Source organism: Lysobacter yananisis (assembly GCF_031199375.1).
Lineage (GTDB): Bacteria > Pseudomonadota > Gammaproteobacteria > Xanthomonadales > Xanthomonadaceae > Lysobacter > Lysobacter yananisis.
Map to the genome: position 1 here is coordinate 4,026,964 of NZ_CP133568.1, position 21,353 is coordinate 4,048,316.

Here is a 21,353-nt window from a genome sequence, read left to right on the forward strand (position 1 = left end):
CGGAGGGACGCGCTCAGGCGGCGTCGTCCTCGCCGTCCAGGTCGGGACCCACGCGCAGGTGCGCGGCCAGGAACGCGCGCGCCTTGCGCCAGTCGCGGCGGATGGTGCGGTCGGTCAGGCCCAGCGCCTCGCCGATCTCGATGTCGCTCATGCCGGCGAAGTAACGCATTTCCACCAACTGGGTCAGCCGCGGCTCGACCGCGCTGAGCGCTTCCAGGGCGCGGTCGATCGACAGCAACTGGTCGAGGTCGGGATCGTAGGAGGGCTCGTAGTGCGGATCGGCCTTGTCGGCGAGATAGCTTTCTTCGTACTTGAGCCGCTTGAGCCGGCGCACCTCGTCCAGCAGCGCGTAGCGCATCGCCTGCGACAGCACCGCGAGCAGGTGCTGGCGGTTGTTGAGGGTGAGCTTGTCCTGGTTCAGGCGCAGCCAGGTGCGGTTGATCAGCGAGGTCGGCGAACGCTTGCTGCCGCGGCGCCAGCGCCGGCGGATCTGCAGCGACGCGGCTTCGTGCAGGTCGTTGTAGAGCAGCGCGTAGACCCGGTCCCAGGCGCCGGGCTGTCCGCCCTGCGCGGCGGCGATGAGTTGGGTGACCGAATCCAGGGTCGCCTGCGGAAACTCGAACGCGTCCGGCCCGGCGGGTGCGGCCGTCGAATCGGGCGGTGGGCTCTCTTGAGTCATGTCCGGTTTAGCTTCGACGAGACGATGGGATTTCGTTGGCCTGAACCGCCAAACCTTGTCCAATTTTCGAAATGATTACGCCAAACGTGTGGACTTGTCGATAACGCAGGCCCCGAAAGAACGTGCCATCGACATTGCATATCGTCATGTAGGGGGGCGTGCAATTGCGGGTTGGCACTAGAGATGTGTGGTTGGGGGCTTTAACGCACGCGGTTTTGGCCCGAAGCGCGTGTAGTTTTTCCGCGCTTTCTGGCGCGCGCAGATACGCGTCGACGACGCATCGATCCGCCGACGTCGGCGGATTTTTCAGCGAATTCCCAGGCGTACGGCGAGGCCGCGCGGGTGCGCGACCCGGTTTCAGCGGCCGGCGAGGCGGTCGGCGATGGCCCAGCGCAGCCGGGCGGTGTCGGCGTCCATGCGCCGCCGCGCTTCGCGCGCCTCGTCTTCGTCGCAGGCGCGGAAATACAACTTGGCGTTGGGTCGCGCCTGCGCCAGCCGCGGCAGGTCGGCGGCGATGATCCGGCCCAGGCGCGGATAGCCGCCGACGGTCTGGGCGTCGGCCAGCAGCACGATCGGTTGGCCGTCGGCGGGCAGTTGGATGGTGCCCGGCGCGACCGGTTCGGACACGCCGGCGCCAGCCGCGGCGGGCGTGTCCAGCGCCTCGCCGCCCAGGCGCAGGCCTTGCCGGTTGCTGGCCGGGTCGACCCGCCAGCCGCTGTCGCCGAAGCGCTGCGCGGCCGCGGCCAACGCCGGCGCGGCGGTGGCGACGTAGCGAATCGGCGCGTGCGGGTCGAGGCCGGCGTCGGGATCGATCCACCAGCCCGGCACGCGCGGCGCATCGACGCGCCGCGGCGGCCGCACGGGCCCCAGCGGCAAGCGGTCGCCGGCGCGCAGCGCGCGCCCATCCAGGCCGCCGAAGCCGCCGCGCAGGTCGGTGGCGCGGCTGCCGAGCGCGGCTTCGACCGCGAAGCCGCCGGCCACCGCCAGCCACGCGCGCACGCCGGCGCGCATGCCGCCGATCGACACGGTGCCGGCGGGCAGCTCCAGCGGCCGCGCCGCGGGCAGCGGGCGGCCGTCGAAGCGCAGTTCGCAGGGTGCGCCGAGCAGGGCCAGCCGGGTCGGCGCGCGCAGACGCAGGGTCGGGCCGTGCAGGGTCAGTTCCAGCACCGCGGCCTCGGCGGGATTGCCGACCAGGGCATTGGCCAGGCGCGCGCAGCGCGGGTCCAGGGCGCCGCCGCGGCCGACGCCGAGGTGGCGCCAGCCACTGCGGCCGAGGTCCTGCACGCAGCTGAGCGCGCCGGGCGCGATCACCTCGATCCAGTCCTCGTCCGGCAGCGCGGCGGTCATGGCCGCGCGCTCGCCGGGCCGCCGGCGGCCGCCTGGCCGAAGCGTGCGCGAACGCTGGATGTGCGGCGCGCCGGGCTCATGCGGGCGTCGCCCGCGCGGGATCGCTCAGCGCGTGGAATTCGTCGGCGCCGATCGCGCGCAGGCGCACGCGGTCGCCGGGCTGGAGCAGGCTCGGCGCCTCGCGCCGCGCATCGAACAGGCGCAGCGGCGTGCGCCCGAGCAGGCGCCAGCCGCCGGGACCCGGGCGCGGATAGATGCCGGTCTGGGCGCCGCCGATGGCGACGCTGCCGGCCGCGACCTGGGTGCGCGGGCTGGCCAGGCGCGGCAGCGCCAGCGCCGGGTCGAGGCCGGACAGGTAGGGGAATCCGGGCGCGAAGCCGATCATCGCCACGCGATAGTCGCCGCCGCTGTGGCGCTCGACCAACTGGGGAGCGGTCAGGCCCAATTGCGAGGCCGCTTCATCGAGGTCCGGACCGAACTCGCCGCCGTAGGCGACCGGGATCTCGACCACGCGCGCGGTCCCCTCCGCCGCGATGTCGCCGCCGTCGGCGCTTTCGCCGCAGCGCTGCAGCAGCCAGTCGCGCACCGTCGCGGCGTCGGTCCGGGCGGGATCGAAGAACACCGCCAGGCTGGCGTAGGCCGGCACCAGGTCGCGCAGCCAAGGCGGCGCCGGCGCGCGCACCCGCGCGGCCAAGGCGTGCACGCGCGCGTTGAGCGCGTCGTCGATGCGTTCGCCCAGGCGCAGCAGCCAGGCGTCGTCGGCCAGCGCTTCGAACTCCACCGCGGCGGCGCCCTCGCGCGGGCGCCGGTCGGCGCCGGCCGGATTCGCTGGCGGATCGTTCACTGCGCCAGCGCGCGCTGCAGCAGGTGCAGGCGCTGCACCAGCGCCTCGGGCGAATACGGCTGGGCGCTGGCCATGCCCCACACCGGCCGCGGCCAGGCGATGTCCTCGCGGTAGCGCGCGATCACGTGCACGTGCAGTTGCGGCACCAGGTTGCCGAGCGCGGCGACGTTGAGCTTGTGCGGCGCGAACCCGGCCTGCAGGGCGCGGCTGACCCTGGCGATCTCGCGGGTCAGCGTCTGCTGCTGGGCCTCGTCGAGATCGACCAGTTCGGTCGCGCCGTCGACCCGCGGCACCAGGATCAGCCAGGGATGGTTGGCGTCGTCCATCAGCCGCAGTTCGCACAGTTCGAACTGGGCGACCGGATGGGTGTCGTCGGCCAGTTGCGGATGCAGGTGCCAGGGATTCATTTCAGCGCGTCCGCGAGGAAGTCCAGGGTGCGGGTCCAGGCCAGCGCGGCGCTGCCGGCGTCGTAGTGGTCGCCGACGTCGCGGTTGAAGGCGTGGTCGGCGTCGTAGAGATGGATCGGCGCGTTCGGCAGCGCCTCGCGGTGGCGCTCGATCGCTTCCGGCGGAATGCTGGCGTCGCGGGTGCCGAAGTGGAACAGCATCGGCGCGCGCAGCGGCTCGCCGAGGAAGGGCAGGGTGCGCGCGCCGTAATAGCTCACCGCCGGCAGGCCGTGGCGGGCGTTGGCCAGGAACGCCAGCGAACCGCCCCAGCAGAAGCCGACCGCGCCGGTGCGCAGGCCTTCGCTTTGCAGCAGGTGGGCGGCGGCGCCGACGATGTCGCTGGCGCGGTCGAAGCCGACCGCGTTGCGCAGTTCGACGCCGCGGGCGGTGGCGTCCTTGTCGTAGTCCAGCTCGACCTCGCGCTCGACCGGGTCGAACAGGGCCGGGGCCAGGGCGACGTAGCCGGCGTCGGCGAAGCGCTCGGTCACCGCGCGGATGTGCTCGTTGACGCCGAAGATTTCCTGCAGGACCACCACGCCGCCGAGCGGCACGCCGCTGGGGTCGGCGCGCCAGGCCCGCACCGGGCCGGCGGGGGTGTCCAGGTCGATCCAATGAGCCATGGGGGGATGCTCCTTGTGCGAATGGAACCGTACGGACGAAACCGTCCAGGTGAAACCGTGCGGATGAAACCGATTCGCAGGCAGTTTAGCCCCGCAGGCTATAATCCGCGCCCCTACGGGTTTTCCCGCCGTCTCCCGCACCGCCGCACGCCCAGCCCGCCCGCGCGGGCCCGCCGCGTTCGTTCAGGTCCATTCATCAGGTTCCGCCGCCAGCATGTCCGCCAGCGCCCCCGCCAATCCCAAAGTCGGTTTCGTCAGCCTGGGCTGTCCCAAGGCCCTGGTCGATTCCGAGCGCATCCTCACCCAGCTGCGGGTCGAGGGCTACGACATCGTCCAGAGCTACGACGACGCCGACGTGGTGGTGGTCAACACCTGCGGCTTCATCGACTCGGCCGTGACCGAATCGCTGGACGCCATCGGCGAGGCGATCGCCGAGAACGGCAAGGTCATCGTCACCGGCTGCCTGGGCAAGCGTTCGGAACTGATCCGCGAGGCGCATCCGGACGTGCTGTCGATCAGCGGCCCGCAGGACTACGGCAGCGTGATGAGCGCGGTGCATTCGGCGTTGCCGCCCAGGCACGATCCCTTCCTCGACCTGGTGCCGCGCCGCGACGACGGCATCGGCGTCAAGCTGACCCCGAAGCACTACGCGTACCTGAAGATTTCCGAAGGCTGCAATCACCGCTGCAGCTTCTGCATCATCCCGTCGATGCGCGGCGACCTGGTCTCGCGCCCGGTCGACGACGTGCTGCGCGAGGCCGAAAAACTGGCCATGGGCGGGGTCAAGGAACTGCTGGTGATCTCGCAGGACACCTCGGCCTACGGCGTGGACGTGAAGTACGCCGAGCGCCAGTGGCGCGGCAAGAGCTACCAGACCCGGATGAAGGCGCTGTGCGAGGGACTCAGCGAACTCGGCATCTGGACGCGTCTGCATTACGTGTATCCGTATCCGCACGTCGACGAAATCATTGCGCTGATGGCGGAGAACGGCGCCAACGGCATGCCCAAGCTGCTGCCGTACCTGGACATCCCGTTCCAGCACGCCAGTCCGCGCGTGCTCAAGCTGATGAAGCGCCCGGGCGCGGTCGACAAGACTCTGGAGCGCGTGCAGCGCTGGCGCTCGATCGCGCCGGACATCGCGATCCGCAGCACCTTCATCGTCGGTTTCCCCGGCGAGACCGACGCCGAGTTCGAGGAACTGCTGGACTTCCTCGACGAAGCCCAGCTCGACCGCGTCGGCGCGTTCGCCTATTCGCCGGTGGACGGCGCCAAGGCCAACGACCTGCCCGACCCGGTGCCGGAAGAACTCAAGCAGGAGCGGCTGGCGCGGTTCATGGAGCGGCAGGCGGAGATTTCCGCGGCCAAACTCGAAGCCAAGGTCGGCAGCGTGCAGCGTTGCCTGGTCGATGCGATCGACGGCGAACTGGCGATCGCGCGCTCGATGGCCGACGCGCCGGAGATCGACGGGCTGGTGCAGATCCAGAACGGCGAAAGCGCAGGCTTGCGCGTGGGCCAGTTCGTCGATGTCGAGATCATGGGCAGCGACGAACACGACCTGTTCGGCGAGGCGGTCGAGAACGACTGAGCGGCGGTTGTCGCCGGCGGGCGCGCAACGGCGGAGCGAGGAGCGTCGGGCCTGAAGGCCCTCCCACAAGAAGCGGTGCGGGTTTCGATGCTCGCCGCTTTTGTGGAAGGGCCTTCTTTTATCGGCGGGTCTTCTTTTGTGGGAGGGCCTTCAGGCCCCACGCTTTCCGGCCAGCGCCTAAATCGCCGCCTATATCGCTGCCTAAAACGCCGCCTATATCGCCAACCCGGCCGCATTGCCCGACGCCCAGGCCCACTGGAAGTTGTAGCCGCCCAGCCATCCGGTCACGTCCAGCACTTCGCCGATGAAGTACAGCCCCGGCACGCGCTTGGACTGCATCGTGCTCGACGACACGCCGTCGGTATCGACCCCGCCCAGGGTCACCTCGGCGGTGCGGTAGCCCTCGGTGCCGCTCGCCACCAGCGGCCACGCCGACAGGGTCGCCGCCAGTTGCTTGAGCTCGGGCAGGTTGTATTGCTTGAGCGGCTTGTTCGGCAGCCAGTGCTCGCACAGGCGCTGGGCGAAGCGCTTGGGCAGGGTTTCGCCGAGCGCGGTCTTGAGCTCGGCCGCCGCGCGTTCGCGCTGCTGCCGTTGCAGCCAGTCCAGCGCGTCGCGGCCGGGCAGCAGGTCCAGGCGCAGGTCGTCGCCGGGTTGCCAGTACGAGGAAATCTGCAGGATCGACGGGCCGCTGACGCCGCGGTGGGTGATCAGCATCTGGTTGCTGAAGTCGCGGCCGTTGCAGCTGGCGGTGACCGGCAGCGACAGGCCGCTGAGATCGGCCAGGCGCTCCTGGTGCTTGCCGCTGAGGGTCAGCGGCACCAGGCCCGCGCGGGTCGGCAGCACGTCGTGGCCGAAGCGCCGCGCGATTTCGTAGCCGAAGCCGCTCGCACCCATGCTCGGGATCGACAGGCCGCCGCTGGCGACCGCCAGCGCCGGCGCGGCGAACGCGCCGCGCGCGGTGTGCGCGCGGAAGTCGCCGCCGTCTTCGTGGGCGATGCGCTCGATCGAACAGTCGGTCTCGATGCGCACGCCCGCGGCCAGGCATTCGTCGACCAGCATCTTCACGATCAGCTTGGACGACACGTCGCAGAACAGCTGGCCGAGTACTTTCTCGTGGTACGCGATGCGATGGCGCTCGACCATCGCGATGAAATCCCACGGCGTGTAGCGCGCCAGCGCCGACTTGCAGAAGTGCGGGTTGGCCGACAGGTAATTCGCCGGCGTAGTGCCGGTGTTGGTGAAATTGCAGCGCCCGCCGCCGGACATCAGGATCTTCTTGCCGACCTTGTTGGCGTGCTCGATCACCAGCACGCGGCGGCCGCGGCGGCCGGCGGTCAGCGCGCACATCAGCCCGGCGGCGCCGGCGCCGACGACCAGCGCGTCGAAACGCTCGGCCACTTCAGGCCACCCGCACGCCCGCGTCCAGGCGCCGGCGCGGAACCAGGCTCAGGCTGGCCTTGTCGGTGGTCAGCGTCACTTCGCCGTCCTGGATCTGGCAGTCCAGGCGGAAGCTGCGCTCGACCATCGCCGCCATCGCCTCGACCGAGGTGCTGTCGATGTCGATCACGCTGAGGTTCTTCAGCCGCTGCAGCGCGTTGGCGTTCTTGTCCCACCAGATGTCGGCGGCGTTGCCGCCGTAGTTGACCACCGCCACCTGGCGCGAGCGCCCGCAGGCCTTGCGGATGCGCGATTCGTCGGGCTGGCCGACGTCGATCCACAGCTCGATGTCGCCGGTGTAGTCGCGCAGCGCGATCTCCGGTTCCTCGCCTTCGGCGCTGAGGCCGGGGCCAAATTCCAGGCGTTCGTGCGCGTTCAGGGCGAACGCCAGCGTGCGCACCATCAGCCGCTGCTGGGTTTCGGACGGATGCTGGGCCAGGGTCAGGGCGTGGGCGGCGTAGTAGTGCCGATCCATGTCGCTGATTTGCAGTTCGATCTTGACGATGGTGGCGTTGAGCGCCATGGGCGGGGCCTGCGGGAAAACAGCGCGCATTCTACCCGCGCGCCGGCTCCGGCGCGGCGGCGGCCGCTGCCGCGCGCCGCAGCGGCAAGACGCGACGGTAGGTCAGGCAGCGCCAGACCCATTCCAGCGGCCCGTAGCGGAAGCGCCGCAGCCACCAATGGCTGAGCGCGGCCTGTGCGGCGAACACGGCGGCGAACGCGACCAGCACCCCGGCCAGCCCGTAGCGCGGCCCCAGGCCCGCGCCGATGCCGTAGAACAGCGCCAGGCCGAACGCGGTCTGGGCCAGGTAGTTGCTCAGCGCCATCCGCCCGACCGGCGCCAGCCAGCCCAGCCAGCGGCGCGCGCGCGGGTGCTGGAACAGCAGCACGAAGCCGGCCACGTAGCCCAGGCCGAGCGAGAGGTAGGCGAGATTGCGCAGCAGCCGGCTCAGCGCGCGCGCGGCGTCGCCGCGGATGCCCGGCAGCTCCGGGCCGAGGCCGCCGAAATCGCGGAACAGGAAATACACCGCCAGGATCAGGCCGGTCGGCAGGCTCCAGGCGAGCAGGCGGCGCCACGCGCGCAGGTGCTGCTGCGGCCGTTGCAGCCAGCCGGCGCGGCCGATCGCCATGCCCAGCAGCAGCCGGCCGAGGGTGAAGAACGGCAGGCTCCAGGCGGTGGCGTGCAGCCACAGGTCGTAGTCGCGGTTGCCGGCCAGCATGCTCGCCCACTGCGGCGATTCGAACGCGGCGCGTGCGGCCGCGGCGGCTTGCGCGGCGGGCGCGAACTGCGCGCTCCACGGCCGCATGAACGGCTGCAGCAGCGCGGTGGCGAACACCGCCACCAGCACGCCGAGCATCGCCAGCGTCGCCGGCCGGCAGCGCGCCAGCGGCAGCAGCAACAGGCCGAGCACGGCGTAGTAACGCAGGATGTCGCCGTACCAGAACGCCGCGTGCAGCAGGCCGAAGCCGAGCAGCAGGCACAGCCGCCAGGCGTAGCGGCGGCGCGCCTGGGCGCGGTCGGCGGCGCTGCCGCGGTCGGCGCGTTCCAATTGCAGGGCGAAGCCGACCCCGAACAACAACGCGAACACGGTCATCGCCTTGGCGTCGAGCAGCGCGGCCAGGAGCATCTGCAGCCAGCGTTCGCCGCGGGCTTGCGTGCTCTCCTCGATCAGGGTGTAGAGGCTGAAGTCGCGCAGGTTCGACAGCAGCACGCCGGCCAGGGCGAAGCCGCGCAGGGCGTCGATCACGTCCAGGCGCTGTTCGGCGGGGAGGTCCGCGGTTGGGGCGTTGGCGATCGGCATCGTCGTCTTCGTCGTTGGCGGGAGCGGTTCCGCCCCGGCGCCTGCGGGCGAAACGAGCGATGATGGTCGCATGCCGATTCCGCCGCCGGATGCGCCATTCGACCTAGGCTTGCCGCAGGCGTCCGCGCCGGACGCATCCGCGCCGCACGCGCCTGCGCCCAGCCGCCTGCAACTGCCGCCGGGCCCGTGGACGAACCTGCTCGACGGCGTGTGCGCGCGCTTCCCGGCGATCGGCCGCGAACGCTGGCGCGAGCGTTTCGCCCGCGGCCGCGTGCTCGATGCGCGCGACGGGCGGGCGCTGGACGCTGCCGAGCCGTACAAGGTCGGCCTGGAAATCCTGTATTTCCGCGAAGTCGAGCGCGAACCGCGGATTCCGTTCGAAGAACGCATCGTCCATGCCGACGAGCGTCTGTTGGTGGTCGACAAGCCGCATTTCCTGCCGGTCGCGCCGGCCGGCCGCTTCGTCGCCGAAACCCTTCTGGCGCGGCTGCAGCGCCGCTACCGCGAGCCGGATCTGGCGCCGCTGCACCGGCTCGACGCGGCCACCGCCGGGCTGGTGCTGTTCTCGCGCGAGCGCGCCAGCCGCGGCGCTTACCAGGCGCTGTTCCGCGAACGCCGCATCGACAAGCGTTACCTTGCGCTGGCGCCGCCGTTGCCGGCGCTGGCGTTCCCGCTGCTGCGGCGCTCGCGGATCGAGCCGGGCGAGCCGTTCTTCCTGATGCGCGAGGCGGCGGGCGAGGCCAACAGCGAAACCACGGTCGAGGTGGTTTCCCGCGGGCCGCGGGCCTGGACCTACGCCCTGCATCCCGTCACCGGCCGCAAGCATCAACTGCGCGTGCACATGGCCGCGCTCGGCGCGCCGATCCTCGGCGACCGTTTCTATCCGTTGCAGGCGCGCAGCGAGGCGGACGACGAGGATTTCTCGCGGCCGCTGAAGCTGCTGGCGCAGTCGCTGCGCTTCGTCGATCCGCTGGACGGACGCGAACGCTGGTTCGAGAGCGGGCTGGCGTTGTAGCGGCCGGGGCCGTCCGCGGGCGCGTTGCCGGATCCGACGCGGCTGCGGGTTCGCGGTCGCGGCTTGCGCCGCTCCTACAGTCGTCCCGCGGATCCTGCATGGAGCCCATGTAGGAGCGACGCAAGTCGCGACCGCGGAGGGTCCGCCCGCGCCGAAAGTTTCGTCGCCGCCGCGGCCCTCACACCCATTCGCGCGAGGGCAGGGTATAGCGCCGTTGCGGCCGGCCGATCAGGTCGAGGAAGTTGTTGAACACCGCGTCGGCGCGTTGCTGCATGCCGGCGATGTGCTGCGCGGTCAGCGCGCGGATCGCCGCTTCGCTGGTGTCGTGGCCGAGTTCGGCCAGTTCCGCGCGATAGGCCGGATTGGCCAGCCAGCGCTCGATCAGCGGCACGTCCATCTCCAGGTGGAACTGGAAGCCGTAGGCGTTGTCGCCCCAGCGGAAGGCCTGTTGTTCGCAGGTCTGGGTGCGGGCCAGGTGGTGGGCGCCGTGCGGGATTTCGAAGCTGTAGCGATGCCACTGGAACACCGGCGCGCTGCCGGCCAGCGGCGCCAGCACCGGGTCGGTGCGGCCGGCGTCGGTGCTGTGCAGCGGGTACCAGCCGATCTCGGGCACGTGATGCTTGCGCACCGGCGCGCCGAGCACGTGCGCGAGCAACTGCGCGCCCAGGCAGATGCCGAGCACCGGCTTGCCCTGTTCGAGCATGGACTCGATCGCGCGCAGCTCGGTGGTCAGGTGCGGGCGCGCGGCGCGGTCCTCGACGTTCATCGGGCCGCCGAGCACGATCAGCCCGCGATAGCGCTCCAGATTGGGCGCGGCGCCGGGGTCGCGGTCGAAGTTGACGAAACGGATGCGGTGGCCGCGGCGGCGGATCAGCGGATCGAGCGTGCCGAGCGGTTCGGCGGCGACGTGTTGGAAGACCAGGATGCGGGACATGAGCGGCGTGGCGTCGGCTTACGCTTGCGACTATGCCAAAGCGCGCGCGGTTGTGGGGCGTCGCGGCTTATGAATTCTGGTTTTTTGCGTCGGGCGCTAGCGCGGTTTGCCCGCGTCGCTTCCCACCGTCATCGCCTAAATGCCGGGATCCACGCTGCCCGCACCGCTTCTGCCGTCATCCCCTAAATGCGGGGATCCACGTTGCCCGCGCCGCTTCCCACCGTCATCCCCGCGAATGCGGGGATCCAGGGCTTTTCGTGCGAGAACGCCCGAGGTCTTCGGATCCCCGCGTTCGCGGGGAGGACGTTCTGGCGGATGTGCGGCGGGCGCTGCCGTGCCGCGCCCGCTGCGCGTCCCGCCTCAGCGCGGCCCGCGCGGCTTGAACGGCGGCTTGCGCGGCCCGCCGCCGTGCGGCTTCGGCCCGCGCGGACCCGGACCGCCCGGACGGCCGGCGCCGCGACCGCTGCGGCCGCCTTCGGCGTCGCCCGGCCCGGCGCGCTGGATGCGCAGCGGCTGCCCGGCCACGCGCACCTTCTTCAGGTGTTCCATCAACTCGCGCGGCATGCCTTCGGGCAGGTCGACCAGGGTGTAGTCGTCGCGGATGTCGATGCGGCCGATGTAGCGGCTTTCCAGATCGGCCTCGTTGGCGATGGCGCCGACGATGTTGCCCGGCTGCACGCCGTGGCTGTGGCCGACCTCGATGCGGAAGGTCTCCATGCCGACCTCGCTCTCGCGCGGCGCGCGCTCGGGGCGCTCAGCGCGCTCGGCGCGCGGCGGACGCGGCGCGGGCGCGTCGTCGTCGAAGAACGCCTCGGCGCGGTTGGCCGGCGGGCGCGCGGCGCCCGGCGGGGTGTACTGGCGATCCTCGTGGCGGTGCGCGGGACGCTCGTCGCGCGGCGGCCGCGCGTCGCGGCCGCCGGTGTCGCGACGGTTGTCGTCGCGGAACTCGCGCCGGTGCGCGCCCGAGTTGGAGGCGTTGTCGCGCTCGATGAACTTGCGCGTGGCCTGGCCGCGATGCTCGCGCGGGCCGTCGCGCTCCTCGCGCGCGTATTTGGGCGCCGCCGGCGGCGGCGTCAGCAGCAGCGGGTTGTCGCCCTGCACCAGCTTGGCCAGCGCCGCGGCGATCTCCACCGCCGGCACGTTCTTCTCGCGCTCGTAGCGCTCGACCAGGTCGCGGAACATGCCCAGCTCGTCGCCTTCCAGCGCCTCGGTGATGCGGCCGAGGAAGCGCGAGACGCGCTGCTCGTTGACCGTCTCCACGCTCGGCAGCTCCATCGGCTCGATCGGCTGGCGGGTGGCGCGCTCGATCGCGCGCAGCATGCCGCGCTCGCGCGGGGTCACGAACAAGATCGCTTCGCCCTTGCGTCCGGCGCGGCCGGTGCGGCCGATGCGGTGGACGTAGCTCTCGGTGTCGTAGGGAATGTCGTAGTTCAGCACGTGGCTGATGCGATCCACGTCGAGGCCGCGCGCGGCCACGTCGGTGGCGACCAGCACGTCGATCTTGCCGTCCTTGAGGTTCGCGATGGTCTTCTCGCGCTGCGCCTGCTGTACGTCGCCGTTGATCGCCGCGGCCGAGATGCCGCGCGCCAGCAGCTTCTCGGCCAGTTCCTCGGTGCCGAGCTTGGTGCGCGAGAACACGATCATCGCGTCGAAGGTCTCGGCCTCCAGGATCCGGGTCAGCGCGTCGAGCTTGTGCACGCCGCTGACCGACCAGTAACGCTGGCGGATGTTGGCCGAGGTGGTGGTGGTCGACTTGATCGCGATCTCGACCGGATTCTTCAGGTAGGTCTGGGCGATGCGCTTGATCTGCGCCGGCATGGTCGCCGAGAACAGCGCCACCTGGCGCGATTCCGGGGTCTTCTTGAGGACGTTCTCGACGTCGTCGATGAAGCCCATGCGCAGCATTTCGTCGGCTTCGTCGAGCACCAGGCAGCGCAGCTGGGACAGGTCCAGCGAGCCGCGTTCGAGATGGTCGATGACGCGGCCGGGCGTGCCGACCACGACCTGCACGCCGCGCTTGAGCGCCTGCAGCTGCGGGTAGTAGCTCTGGCCGCCGTAGATCGGCAGCACGTGGAAGCCGGGCAGGTGGGTGGCGTACTTCTGGAACGCTTCGGCGACCTGGATCGCCAGTTCGCGCGTCGGCGCCAGCACCAGCGCCTGCGGCTTGGCCTGGGCCGGGTCGATGCTGGCCAGGATCGGCAGCGCGAACGCGGCGGTCTTGCCGGTGCCGGTCTGGGCCTGGCCGAGCACGTCGCGGCCTTCCAGCAGCGGCGGGATGGTGGCGGCCTGGATCGGCGAGGGCGATTCGTAGCCGACGTCGGCGAGCGCGCGCAGCAGCGGCTCGGACAGGGCGAGGTCGGTGAACTTGGGGGAGGAGGGCGCGTCGGTGGGGGTGTCGGCGCTCATGTCGAGGCTCTAGCAGCGCCGGCAGGGCCGGTCGGATGACCGACCAGTTTACTCCGATGCGGGTGGAGCTACGGCTCGGATGCGTCCGGCGGCGCGGCGAGGCCGTCGTGGCGGGCTCGCGGGCTCGCGGCGGCGGCGGGACCGAACCGATGGCGGCGCGAAAGTGCGCGGATTCGTCAGGCCGGCCAGGCATGGGCGGGCGTGCTAGGCCGGCTGAAGCGGCGCGCGGGCCAGGTCGGCCAGGGCCCGCGGCCGTCACGGGGCGTCGGCGACGACTGTGCCGGATCGGCCCGATGACGGATTCCGTGCGACCCGGACTTGCACGTATTTGCACGTTTGTGCACGATTAGCTTCAATCGTGAACGATCCGGAGCCCCGATGTCCGTCGAGGAACTGCTGCCGCAGCAACGCCACCGCCTGATCCTGGAGCGCCTGCTGGCCCAGGGCCGGGTGATCGCGGTCGACCTGGCGCGCGAGCTGGAGGTGTCGCACGACACCATCCGCCGCGACCTGCGCGAGATGGCCGCGGCGGGGCAGTGCCGGCGGGTCTACGGCGGCGCGCTGCCGCTGGCGCCGGACCGCGGCACCCTGGTCCAGCGCCAGGCCCAGGCGCCGGGGCGCAAGGCGGCGCTGGCGCGCGCCGCGATCGGGCTGATCGAGCGCGGCCAGGTGCTGTTCCTCGATGCCGGTTCGACCAACATCGCCATCGCCCAGGCGCTGCCGGCCGACTACGGCCTGACCGTGGCCACCAACGCCCCGGCCATCGCCGCGCTGCTGGCGCCGCGCGAGGACCTGCAACTGATCGCGATCGGCGGCCGGATCGAGCCGCGCATCGGCGCCGCGCTCGGCGCCGGCGCGCTGCGCGAGGTCGAGGCGATCCGCAGCGACTGGTACTTCCTCGGCGTGTGCGGCGCCGACCACGCGGCCGGCATCAGCGCGCGCGACTACGAGGACGCGCAGTTCAAGCAGGCCGCCGCCCACGCCGCGCGCGCGGTGGCGGTGCTGGTCACCGACGACAAGTTCGGCACCGCCGCGCCGTACACCGTGCTCGCCGCCGACGCGGTGGCGGCGCTGGTGATCGAGCACGACGGCGACGCCGCGCAAGCGCGCGCGTTCGCGGCCAAGGGCGCGCGGGTGCTGCGCGCCGGGCCGGCGCAGTGAGCGCGGCCGCGGCGGCGCGGTTGCGGAACCGAAGGCGTCGGGCCTGAAGGCCCTCCCACGGCAGCGCTCGCGCTGCACCCCCTCCACCGTGGGAGGGCCTTCAGCTCCGCCGCTTTCGGCTTTTGCGGCAGGGACGGCAGTCCCGACGCTTCGACCTTTGCGGGAAGGACTTCGGTCCCGACGCTTCAGCTTCTGCGAAATGGCTTCAGCCCCGACGCTTTGGCTTTCGTGGGAGGGACTTCAGTCCCGACGCTGTTGTCCCCGATCGCCGGCAACCGACCTTTGAACCCGAAGAGATTCCAATGAGCGATCCGCACCCCGCCGCAGCCTCCGACCCCGCCGCCCGCGGCGGCCCCATCGGCGCGCTCGAACGTCTCTCCACCCGCATCGCCTTCTTCATCGCCGGCCTGGCGATGGCGGGCTGGGCGCCGCTGGTGCCGTACGCCAAGGCCCGCACCGGGGTCGACGAAGGCACGCTCGGCCTGTTGCTGCTGGCGCTGGGCGCCGGCTCGATGACCACCATGCCGCTGACCGGCGCGCTGACCGCGCGGATCGGCTGCCGCAAAGTGATCCTGCTGGCCAGCGCCGCGGTCGCCGCGGTGCTGCCGCTACTGGCCCAGCTCGACACCGTCGCCGGCATGGCCGCGGCGCTGTTCGCGTTCGGCGCCGCCATCGGCGCGATCGACGTGGCGATCAACATCCAGGCGGTGATCGTGGAAAAAGCCAGCGGCCGGCCGCTGATGTCGGGGTTCCACGGGTTTTTCAGCGTCGGCGGCATCGCCGGCGCGGCCGTGGTCAGCGCCTTGCTGTGGCTGCAGGCGACGCCGCTGGTCGCCGCCTTGAGCGTGGCGGTGTTGCTGGCGCTGTTGATGCTGGCCGGCAGCCGCGGGCTGCTGCGCTACGGCGACGACGGCCACGGCGGCGCGACGTTCGTGCTGCCGCACGGGATCGTGATCCTGGTCGGCGCGCTGTGCTTCGTGGTGTTCCTGGCCGAGGGCGCGATGCTGGACTGGAGCGCGCTGCTGCTGGTCGCGCAGCGCGGCGCCGAGGCCAGCGCCGGCGGCCTGGGCTATGCGGTGTTCGCGCTGGCGATGACCGTGGGCCGGTTCAGCGGCGACCGCATCGTCCAGCGCTTCGGCGCGCGGCCGGTGCTGGCGCTGGGTGGGGTATGCGCGGCGGCCGGTTTCGCGCTGGCGGCGACGCTGCCCTGGATCGGCACGACGTTGCTGGGCTTCGCCTTGGTCGGGCTGGGTTGCTCCAACATCGTGCCGATCCTGTTCACCGCCGCCGGCGCGCAGAAGGCGATGCCGGCCGGCGCGGCGATCTCGGCGGTCAGCACGTTGGGGTATGCCGGCATCCTGATCGGACCGGCCGGGATCGGCTGGATCGCGAAGATCAGCAGTCTGCCGGTCGCGTTCGCGGTGCTGGGCGTGGGGTTGGTGGCGGTGGCGGCCAGCGCGAAGTTGGTGGCTGCGCGCAAGGGTTGAGGGGGCTGGGTGTTGGGTGGCGATTCGCGTTGGCTGCGCTTTTCGTTGCGGTGGAGGCAGGAATGCCGCGAAGCCGGGAATCTTTCCAGGCCGTCATTTCAGCGGACGCTGGAATCCATTTTGACTTGGTGTTGGTTCTGCCTCTGCCGAGGCTATGAGTGAGGACCAGCGAAGATCAGGAGCTTCCGTCCGCAAGCGGCCGGGTCACTTTCTTTGTCTTAAGCCACAAAGAAAGTAACCAAAGAAAAGGCCTTGTTTTTTCGGGTCAAGAGCCACCAGGTCCAGAACCTTGCGCGGGGCCGCGCCATAAGGGGCATCCTGCCCCATGGCGCGCGTGCGCATCCATGCGCACGCCCTGCGGGGCTGCGGAACATGGGCTTCGCTTGTGGTCGCGTCCAAGCAAGAAGCAACGGCAACGGCAACGGAAAAATCAAAATGGATTCCGGCTTTCGCCGGAATGACGGCAGTGGGGGGCGCTCTCATCTCCCGTCATTCCGGCGAAAGCCGGAATCCATTTTGATTTTGCTCGTGCTCGTGGCTTTAGCCACTCACCGCGGCCGCCGCGCCAGCCATCGGTCCAGTTGCGCCGCGAACGCTTGCCGGTCGCGCGCGTGCAGCGCTGGCGGGCCGCCGGTCTGGACGCCGGCGCCGCGCAGTTCTTCCATGAAATTGCGGATCGACAGGCGCTCGGCGATGTTGTCGCGGGTGTAGAGGTCGCCGCGCGGGTTCAGCGCGACCGCGCCCTTGGCCAGCGCCAGCGAGGCCAGCGGGATGTCCTGGGTCACCACCAGGTCGCCGGCGGCGAGCCGCTGCACGATCTCGGTGTCGGCCACGTCCGCGCCGGACGGGACCTGGATCGCGCGGATCCAGCGCGAGGGCGGCGTGCGCAGCCATTGGTTGGCGACCAGGGTCAGCGGAATCTGCGCGCGCTCGGCAGCGCGGAACAGGATGTCCTTGATCACGACGGGACAGGCGTCGGCGTCGACCCAGATCTGCGGAGCGGCGGGCGGCGCGGCGGAGGTGTCGGTCATGGCGGGCAGGCGAGGAGGCGATGCGCATTGTGCGGCCGCCGGGTGCGCGCCGTCATGCTGGCGCGCGCTGCGCGCATCCGCCGCCGGTCGCGCGCCGCCGTCGGTCGGCCGATGCATGGCGCGCAAACGGCCGCGTTGCGACGCGGAAACGCCGCCCAGCGCTGCTATGCTCGCTCGCCGCATGGATGGCCCGCGCCCCACGGCGCCCGCCGCGAAACCGCCCCGATGGACACCGACTCCGCCCAGCGTCGCCCGCCGACCCCGCCCGCCGTGCCGCCCGCCGCCGCAGGCCGGGATGCGGCCGGCTGCGAGCGCGAGGCGGCCGACTTCGCGGGCGAATTCGAAACCCACCTGACCGTGGTTGCGGACCGCGACGGCGCGCTGCAGCGTTTCGCCGCGGCGCACGGCCTGAAGTGCCTGCACATCGAACTGGCGCGCGGCGCGCAACCGCTGCAACCGATGCTGAGCTGGCGCGGCCGCGGCGAATTCGCGCAGCAGCGCGCACGCGCCGAGGCGATCGCGGCGCAGTTGCGCGCGGCCGGCCTGGCGCCGGTGCGGATCAAGATCGAGGCCGCGCCGGGCAACCGCGGCGTGCCGCGGGACGATGCCGACGCCGGAGCCGGCCGCTATTTCGAGAGCCACATCAAGCTGCTGCTGCCCGCCGGCGCGGACCTGGCGGCGCTGGCCGCGCGGGTCGCGGGCCACGGCGCGCACCTGTCGCGCAACGCGTTGCGCACGCGCGAGGACGGGCTGGACGAGCGCTTCGTCACCCAGCGCAGCCGCGGCGGCCTGGAGCGGGCGTACGCGCAACTGCGCGCGCTGCTCGACGAACTCGATGCGATGGACCTGCGCCGGCTCGGCGCGGAAACCGAATACGTGGTGTACGACGACAACCTGGCGGTGGACGATGGCTGGATCGATATGGGAACGGATGACCCGCTGGCTCGGCGCGCAGGGCGATAGCCGGGCCGACCAGGCCGCTGAGATGGAGCGGGCGCGGGCGTTCGCGATAGCGCAGCGCGCGGCGCAGCGTGCGTCGCGCACGATCCGTTACCCGGACAGCACCCAGCTCAGCGGCCAGGGCCGGCCGGACCTGTTCGACCCGGCGCTCAAGCACCGCAGCGACGCTTTCCGCACCGGCGATCCGGCTTTCGCCAGCGACGACGAGCGCGAGCGCTGGTACGCCGCGCGCGCCTCGGTGCAGGCGCAGATGCTGCGCGCGATCGCCCGCTCGCCGTGGCGCGACCGGCTGGTCCTGCGCGGCAGCGTGCTGCTGCACGCCTACCTCGGCGAGCGGGCGCGCGCGCCGGGCGACATCGACTGGGTGGTGCTGCCGGACACGCTCAAGCCCGCCGACGAAGCCGCGCGCGAGATGCTGAAGGACCTGGCACGCCTGCTGACCGAGCGCGAAACCATCGGCCCGGTGCGGATCCATTTCGACCGCGTCGGCCACGACGACATCTGGACCTACGAGCGCGCCGAAGGCCGGCGCATGACCATCGTCTGGTCGCTGGACGGCCTGCCCGAGGGCCAGGCCCAGTTCGACTTCGTGTTCTGCGAACGCCTGCCGCAGCCGCCGGTGCCGGTCGGGATCCCGTTGAGCGAAGGCGAGCCGGTGTCGCTGCTGGGCACCAGCGCGGAACTGTCGCTGGCGTGGAAGCTGGTGTGGCTGCAGACCGACATGTGGCCGCAGGGCAAGGACCTCTACGACGCGGTGCTGCTGGCCGAGCATTGCAACATGCCGCTGCGCCTGTTCGTCGATGCGATCCGCTGCAACGCGGACCACGCCGACTGGGCCGACGACGCCCTGCCGGACATCGCCGCCTGGGAGATCGAGTGGGACAACTTCCGCGCCGAGTATCCGTGGGTGGAAGGCGATCTGGAGGATTGGAAGCGGCGGCTGGCGGCGCAACTGGTGTTCAGCCGCGGCTGAGGCCGGCGCGCCCGCGCGAGGCCGGCTACCATGCGCGTATCCCCAGCGACGGCGCCGGCCATGATCAAGGTCCACCATCTCAACAATTCCCGCTCCCAGCGCGTGCTGTGGCTGCTGGAGGAACTGGCGCTGCCTTACGAGGTGGTGCGCTACCAGCGCGACCCCAAGACCATGCTGGCGCCGCCGGAACTGCGCGCGATCCATCCGCTCGGCAAGTCGCCGCTGGTGGAACTGGACGGGCAGGTGCTGGCCGAGTCGGCGGCGATCATCGAGACCCTGTGCGAGCGCTACGACCGCGGCCACGCGCTGTCGCCGCCGCCGCAACCGCTCGATGGCGAGGAACGCCGCCGTTACCGCTACTGGATGCACTACGCCGAAGGCTCGGCGATGCCGCCGTTGCTGCTGAGCCTGGTGTTCTCGCGGATCAAGTCCGCGCCGATGCCGTTCTTCGTCAAACCGATCGCGCGCGGCATCGCCGACAAGGCCATGAGCTCCTTCGTCGGGCCGCAGCTGGCGCTGCACCTGGGCTATATCGAGAGCGAGCTGGGCAAACACGAATGGTTCGCCGGCGAGCGTTTCACCGCCGCCGACATCCAGATGAGCTTCCCAGTCGAGGCCGCCGCCGCGCGTGCCGGCGCCGGGCGGCCGCGGATGCAGGCCTTCGTCGAGCGCATCCACGCGCGGCCGGCGTATCAGCGGGCGTTGGAGAAGGGCGGGCCGTATTCGTTGCCGGGTTGAGACGGGCGGGTCGCCGCGAAATCTACCTGTTGTCATGCACGCGAACGCGGGCATCCGGGGCGTCATGCAGGCATGGCGCCGAAGTCTCTGGATTCCCGCATTCGCGTGCCTGACGACGGTTGAGGCGGCGCGGCGAAACCTCACCTTCGTCGTTCCCGCGAAAGCGGGAACCCAGGGCTTTATCCAGGCATGGCGCCGAAGTCTCTGGATTCCCGCGTTCGCGGGAATGACGGTTGGGGAGGGGCGGCGAAACCCATCCTCCGCTTGGATTCGCCACCATCGGCACCCATCTCCCCCGCATCCCCGACCGATTCCCGCCGCCCATGCACGCACTGCGCTTCGACAACGCCTTCGTCCGCGATCTGCCCGGCGACCCGGAAACCGCGCCGGGCGTGCGTCAGGTCCACGGCGCGCTGTACTCGCGGGTCGATCCGACCCCGGTGGCGGCGCCGACGCTGTTGGCGCATTCGGCCGAAATGGCCGCGGCGCTGGGCTTCAGCGAGGCCGACATAACCAGCGCCGAGTTCGCGCAGGTGTTCGCCGGCAACGTCTTGCTGCCGGGCATGCAGCCGTACGCGGCCAACTACGGCGGCCACCAGTTCGGCGCCTGGGCCGGCCAGCTCGGCGACGGCCGCGCGATCTCGCTGGGCGAAGTCCTCGCCGACGACGGCCGGCGCTGGGAGCTGCAGCTCAAGGGCGCCGGTCCCACGCCGTACTCGCGCAGCGCCGACGGCCGCGCGGTGCTGCGTTCCTCGATCCGCGAATTCCTGTGCAGCGAGGCCATGCACCACCTCGGCGTGCCGACCACGCGCGCGCTGAGCCTGGTCGGCAGCGGCGAGGCGGTGGTCCGCGACATGTTCTACGACGGCCATCCGCAGGCCGAGCCCGGCGCGATCGTATGCCGCGCCGCGCCGTCGTTCATCCGCTTCGGCAACTTCGAACTGCCGGCCTCGCGCGGCGACACCGCGTTGTTGAAGACGCTGGTGGACTTCTGCATCCGTCGCGATTTCCCGCATCTGGGCGAGCCTGGCGAACGCGTGTACGGCCAGTGGTTCGCCGAGGTGGCGCAGCGCACCGCGACGCTGATGGCGCACTGGATGCGGGTCGGCTTCGTGCACGGGGTGATGAACACCGACAACCTGTCGATCCTCGGCCTGACCATCGATTACGGCCCGTACGGCTGGGTCGACGATTACGACCCGGACTGGACCCCGAACACCACCGACGCCGGTCGCCGCCGCTACCGCTACGGCCAGCAGCCGCAGGTGGCGTACTGGAACCTGAGCCGGCTGGCCGGGGCGCTGTCGCCGTTGATCGCGACGGAGCTCTTGCAGGACGGTTTGCGGCGTTACGTCGAGGCCTACAACGACGCCGAGCGCGACGCCATCGCGCGCAAGCTGGGCCTGCGCGAGTGCGGCGACGAGGACGTGGCGCTGATGCAGGAACTGCGCGGCTGGCTGCAGGCCAACGAAGTCGACATGACGATCTTCTATCGCGCGCTGGCCGATATCGATGTGGCGGCCGCGGCGCCCGATCCGTCGCCGTTGGCCGAGGCCTATTACGACCCGACGCGCGCCGTCGAGGCCGAGCCGGCGTTGCGCGACTGGCTGGCGCGCTACGCCGCGCGTTCGCGCGAGGACGGTTCGTCCGCGGCCGAACGCGTGGCGCGGATGAACGCGGCCAACCCGCGCTACGTGCTGCGCAACTATCTGGCCCAGAAAGCGATCGACCGCGCCGAACAGGGCGATCCGGCCGGCGTGCGCGACTTGCTCGAGGTCATGCGCCGGCCCTACGAAGACCAGCCCGGGCGCGAGGCGTTCGCGGCCAAGCGGCCGGACTGGGCGCGCGAGCGGGCCGGGTGTTCGATGCTTTCCTGCAGCTCCTGATT

The 21,353-nt window shown here is 71.2% G+C and carries 20 protein-coding genes; 8 read left to right on the forward strand and 12 right to left on the reverse strand.

The window, feature by feature from the left end:
* Positions 1–13 precede the first annotated feature (13 nt).
* The 5 genes from RDV84_RS16835 to RDV84_RS16855 form a co-directional block, all read right to left on the reverse strand.
* Entirely contained in the window at positions 14–679 is a 666-nt protein-coding gene (locus RDV84_RS16835) for an ECF-type sigma factor (protein WP_309150982.1), read from the reverse strand.
* A gap of 357 nt (positions 680–1,036) precedes the next feature.
* Complete coding sequence (locus tag RDV84_RS16840; protein WP_309150983.1) at positions 1,037–2,026, reverse strand: 5-oxoprolinase subunit C family protein; 990 nt, start codon at positions 2,024–2,026, stop codon at positions 1,037–1,039.
* A gap of 76 nt (positions 2,027–2,102) precedes the next feature.
* Complete coding sequence (pxpB, locus tag RDV84_RS16845; RefSeq protein WP_309150984.1) at positions 2,103–2,870, reverse strand: 5-oxoprolinase subunit PxpB; 768 nt, start codon at positions 2,868–2,870, stop codon at positions 2,103–2,105.
* The gene (locus RDV84_RS16850) at positions 2,867–3,277 is read right to left on the reverse strand and encodes an HIT domain-containing protein (protein WP_057948072.1); all 411 of its coding nucleotides are present in this window, start codon (positions 3,275–3,277) and stop codon (positions 2,867–2,869) included. Before RDV84_RS16850 ends, pxpB begins: the two co-directional genes overlap by 4 nt.
* A complete protein-coding gene (locus RDV84_RS16855) occupies positions 3,274–3,936 on the reverse strand; it encodes a dienelactone hydrolase family protein (protein ID WP_309150985.1) in 663 nt (220 codons plus the stop codon). The genes RDV84_RS16850 and RDV84_RS16855 overlap by 4 nt, the downstream gene beginning before the upstream one ends.
* Before the next feature lie 214 nt (positions 3,937–4,150).
* On the opposite strand from RDV84_RS16855, the gene rimO reads away from it, so the two are divergent.
* On the forward strand, positions 4,151–5,521 hold the full coding sequence (gene rimO / locus RDV84_RS16860) for a 30S ribosomal protein S12 methylthiotransferase RimO (RefSeq protein ID WP_309150986.1): 1,371 nt from the start codon (positions 4,151–4,153) through the stop codon (positions 5,519–5,521).
* 213 nt (positions 5,522–5,734) lie between these two features.
* On the opposite strand, the gene RDV84_RS16865 is transcribed toward rimO, so the two are convergent.
* Genes RDV84_RS16865 through RDV84_RS16875 form a run of 3 tightly spaced genes read right to left on the reverse strand, consistent with a single transcriptional unit; the run spans position 5,735 to position 8,760 of the window.
* On the reverse strand, positions 5,735–6,868 hold the full coding sequence (locus RDV84_RS16865; RefSeq protein ID WP_425606377.1) for a BaiN/RdsA family NAD(P)/FAD-dependent oxidoreductase: 1,134 nt from the start codon (positions 6,866–6,868) through the stop codon (positions 5,735–5,737).
* A 52-nt stretch (positions 6,869–6,920) separates the two neighbouring features.
* On the reverse strand, positions 6,921–7,481 hold the full coding sequence (locus RDV84_RS16870; protein WP_309150988.1) for a YaeQ family protein: 561 nt from the start codon (positions 7,479–7,481) through the stop codon (positions 6,921–6,923).
* A gap of 31 nt (positions 7,482–7,512) precedes the next feature.
* Complete coding sequence (locus RDV84_RS16875; RefSeq protein ID WP_309150989.1) at positions 7,513–8,760, reverse strand: DUF418 domain-containing protein; 1,248 nt, start codon at positions 8,758–8,760, stop codon at positions 7,513–7,515.
* Between the two features lie 70 nt (positions 8,761–8,830).
* Between RDV84_RS16875 and RDV84_RS16880 the strand changes: the two genes are divergently transcribed.
* On the forward strand, positions 8,831–9,775 hold the full coding sequence (locus RDV84_RS16880) for a pseudouridine synthase (RefSeq protein WP_309150990.1): 945 nt from the start codon (positions 8,831–8,833) through the stop codon (positions 9,773–9,775).
* Between the two features lie 178 nt (positions 9,776–9,953).
* On the opposite strand, the gene RDV84_RS16885 is transcribed toward RDV84_RS16880, so the two are convergent.
* Both RDV84_RS16885 and RDV84_RS16890 read right to left on the reverse strand, forming a co-directional pair.
* On the reverse strand, positions 9,954–10,709 hold the full coding sequence (locus RDV84_RS16885) for a type 1 glutamine amidotransferase (protein WP_057948066.1): 756 nt from the start codon (positions 10,707–10,709) through the stop codon (positions 9,954–9,956).
* Positions 10,710–11,069: 360 nt separating this feature from the next.
* The gene (locus RDV84_RS16890; protein WP_309150991.1) at positions 11,070–13,115 is read right to left on the reverse strand and encodes a DEAD/DEAH box helicase; all 2,046 of its coding nucleotides are present in this window, start codon (positions 13,113–13,115) and stop codon (positions 11,070–11,072) included.
* A 378-nt stretch (positions 13,116–13,493) separates the two neighbouring features.
* Between RDV84_RS16890 and RDV84_RS16895 the strand changes: the two genes are divergently transcribed.
* Both RDV84_RS16895 and RDV84_RS16900 read left to right on the forward strand, forming a co-directional pair.
* Positions 13,494–14,276, forward strand: coding sequence for a DeoR/GlpR family DNA-binding transcription regulator (locus RDV84_RS16895; RefSeq protein ID WP_309150992.1), 783 nt, complete (start codon positions 13,494–13,496; stop codon positions 14,274–14,276).
* 302 nt (positions 14,277–14,578) lie between these two features.
* A complete protein-coding gene (locus tag RDV84_RS16900) occupies positions 14,579–15,763 on the forward strand; it encodes an MFS transporter (RefSeq protein WP_309150993.1) in 1,185 nt (394 codons plus the stop codon).
* Between the two features lie 204 nt (positions 15,764–15,967).
* Here RDV84_RS16900 and RDV84_RS16905 read toward each other — a convergent pair whose 3' ends face one another.
* Positions 15,968–16,246 carry a hypothetical protein gene (locus RDV84_RS16905; RefSeq protein ID WP_309150994.1) on the reverse strand — a complete coding sequence of 93 codons (279 nt, stop codon included), beginning with the start codon at positions 16,244–16,246 and terminating at the stop codon, positions 15,968–15,970.
* Positions 16,247–16,311: 65 nt separating this feature from the next.
* Positions 16,312–16,794 (reverse strand): YaiI/YqxD family protein, encoded by a 483-nt coding sequence (locus RDV84_RS16910; protein ID WP_057948063.1) that lies wholly within the window; start codon positions 16,792–16,794, stop codon positions 16,312–16,314.
* Positions 16,795–17,019: 225 nt separating this feature from the next.
* Between RDV84_RS16910 and RDV84_RS16915 the strand changes: the two genes are divergently transcribed.
* From RDV84_RS16915 to RDV84_RS16930, 4 genes are all read left to right on the forward strand, one after another.
* Positions 17,020–17,757, forward strand: coding sequence for a hypothetical protein (locus RDV84_RS16915; RefSeq protein ID WP_309150995.1), 738 nt, complete (start codon positions 17,020–17,022; stop codon positions 17,755–17,757).
* On the forward strand, positions 17,726–18,727 hold the full coding sequence (locus RDV84_RS16920; protein ID WP_309150996.1) for a nucleotidyl transferase AbiEii/AbiGii toxin family protein: 1,002 nt from the start codon (positions 17,726–17,728) through the stop codon (positions 18,725–18,727). Before RDV84_RS16915 ends, RDV84_RS16920 begins: the two co-directional genes overlap by 32 nt.
* A 60-nt stretch (positions 18,728–18,787) precedes the next feature.
* Positions 18,788–19,465: a glutathione S-transferase gene (locus RDV84_RS16925; protein WP_309150997.1), complete on the forward strand. Its 678-nt coding sequence runs from the start codon at positions 18,788–18,790 to the stop codon at positions 19,463–19,465.
* Positions 19,466–19,788: 323 nt separating this feature from the next.
* Positions 19,789–21,351 carry a protein adenylyltransferase SelO gene (locus tag RDV84_RS16930; protein WP_309150998.1) on the forward strand — a complete coding sequence of 521 codons (1,563 nt, stop codon included), beginning with the start codon at positions 19,789–19,791 and terminating at the stop codon, positions 21,349–21,351.
* Positions 21,352–21,353: the final 2 nt, after the last annotated feature.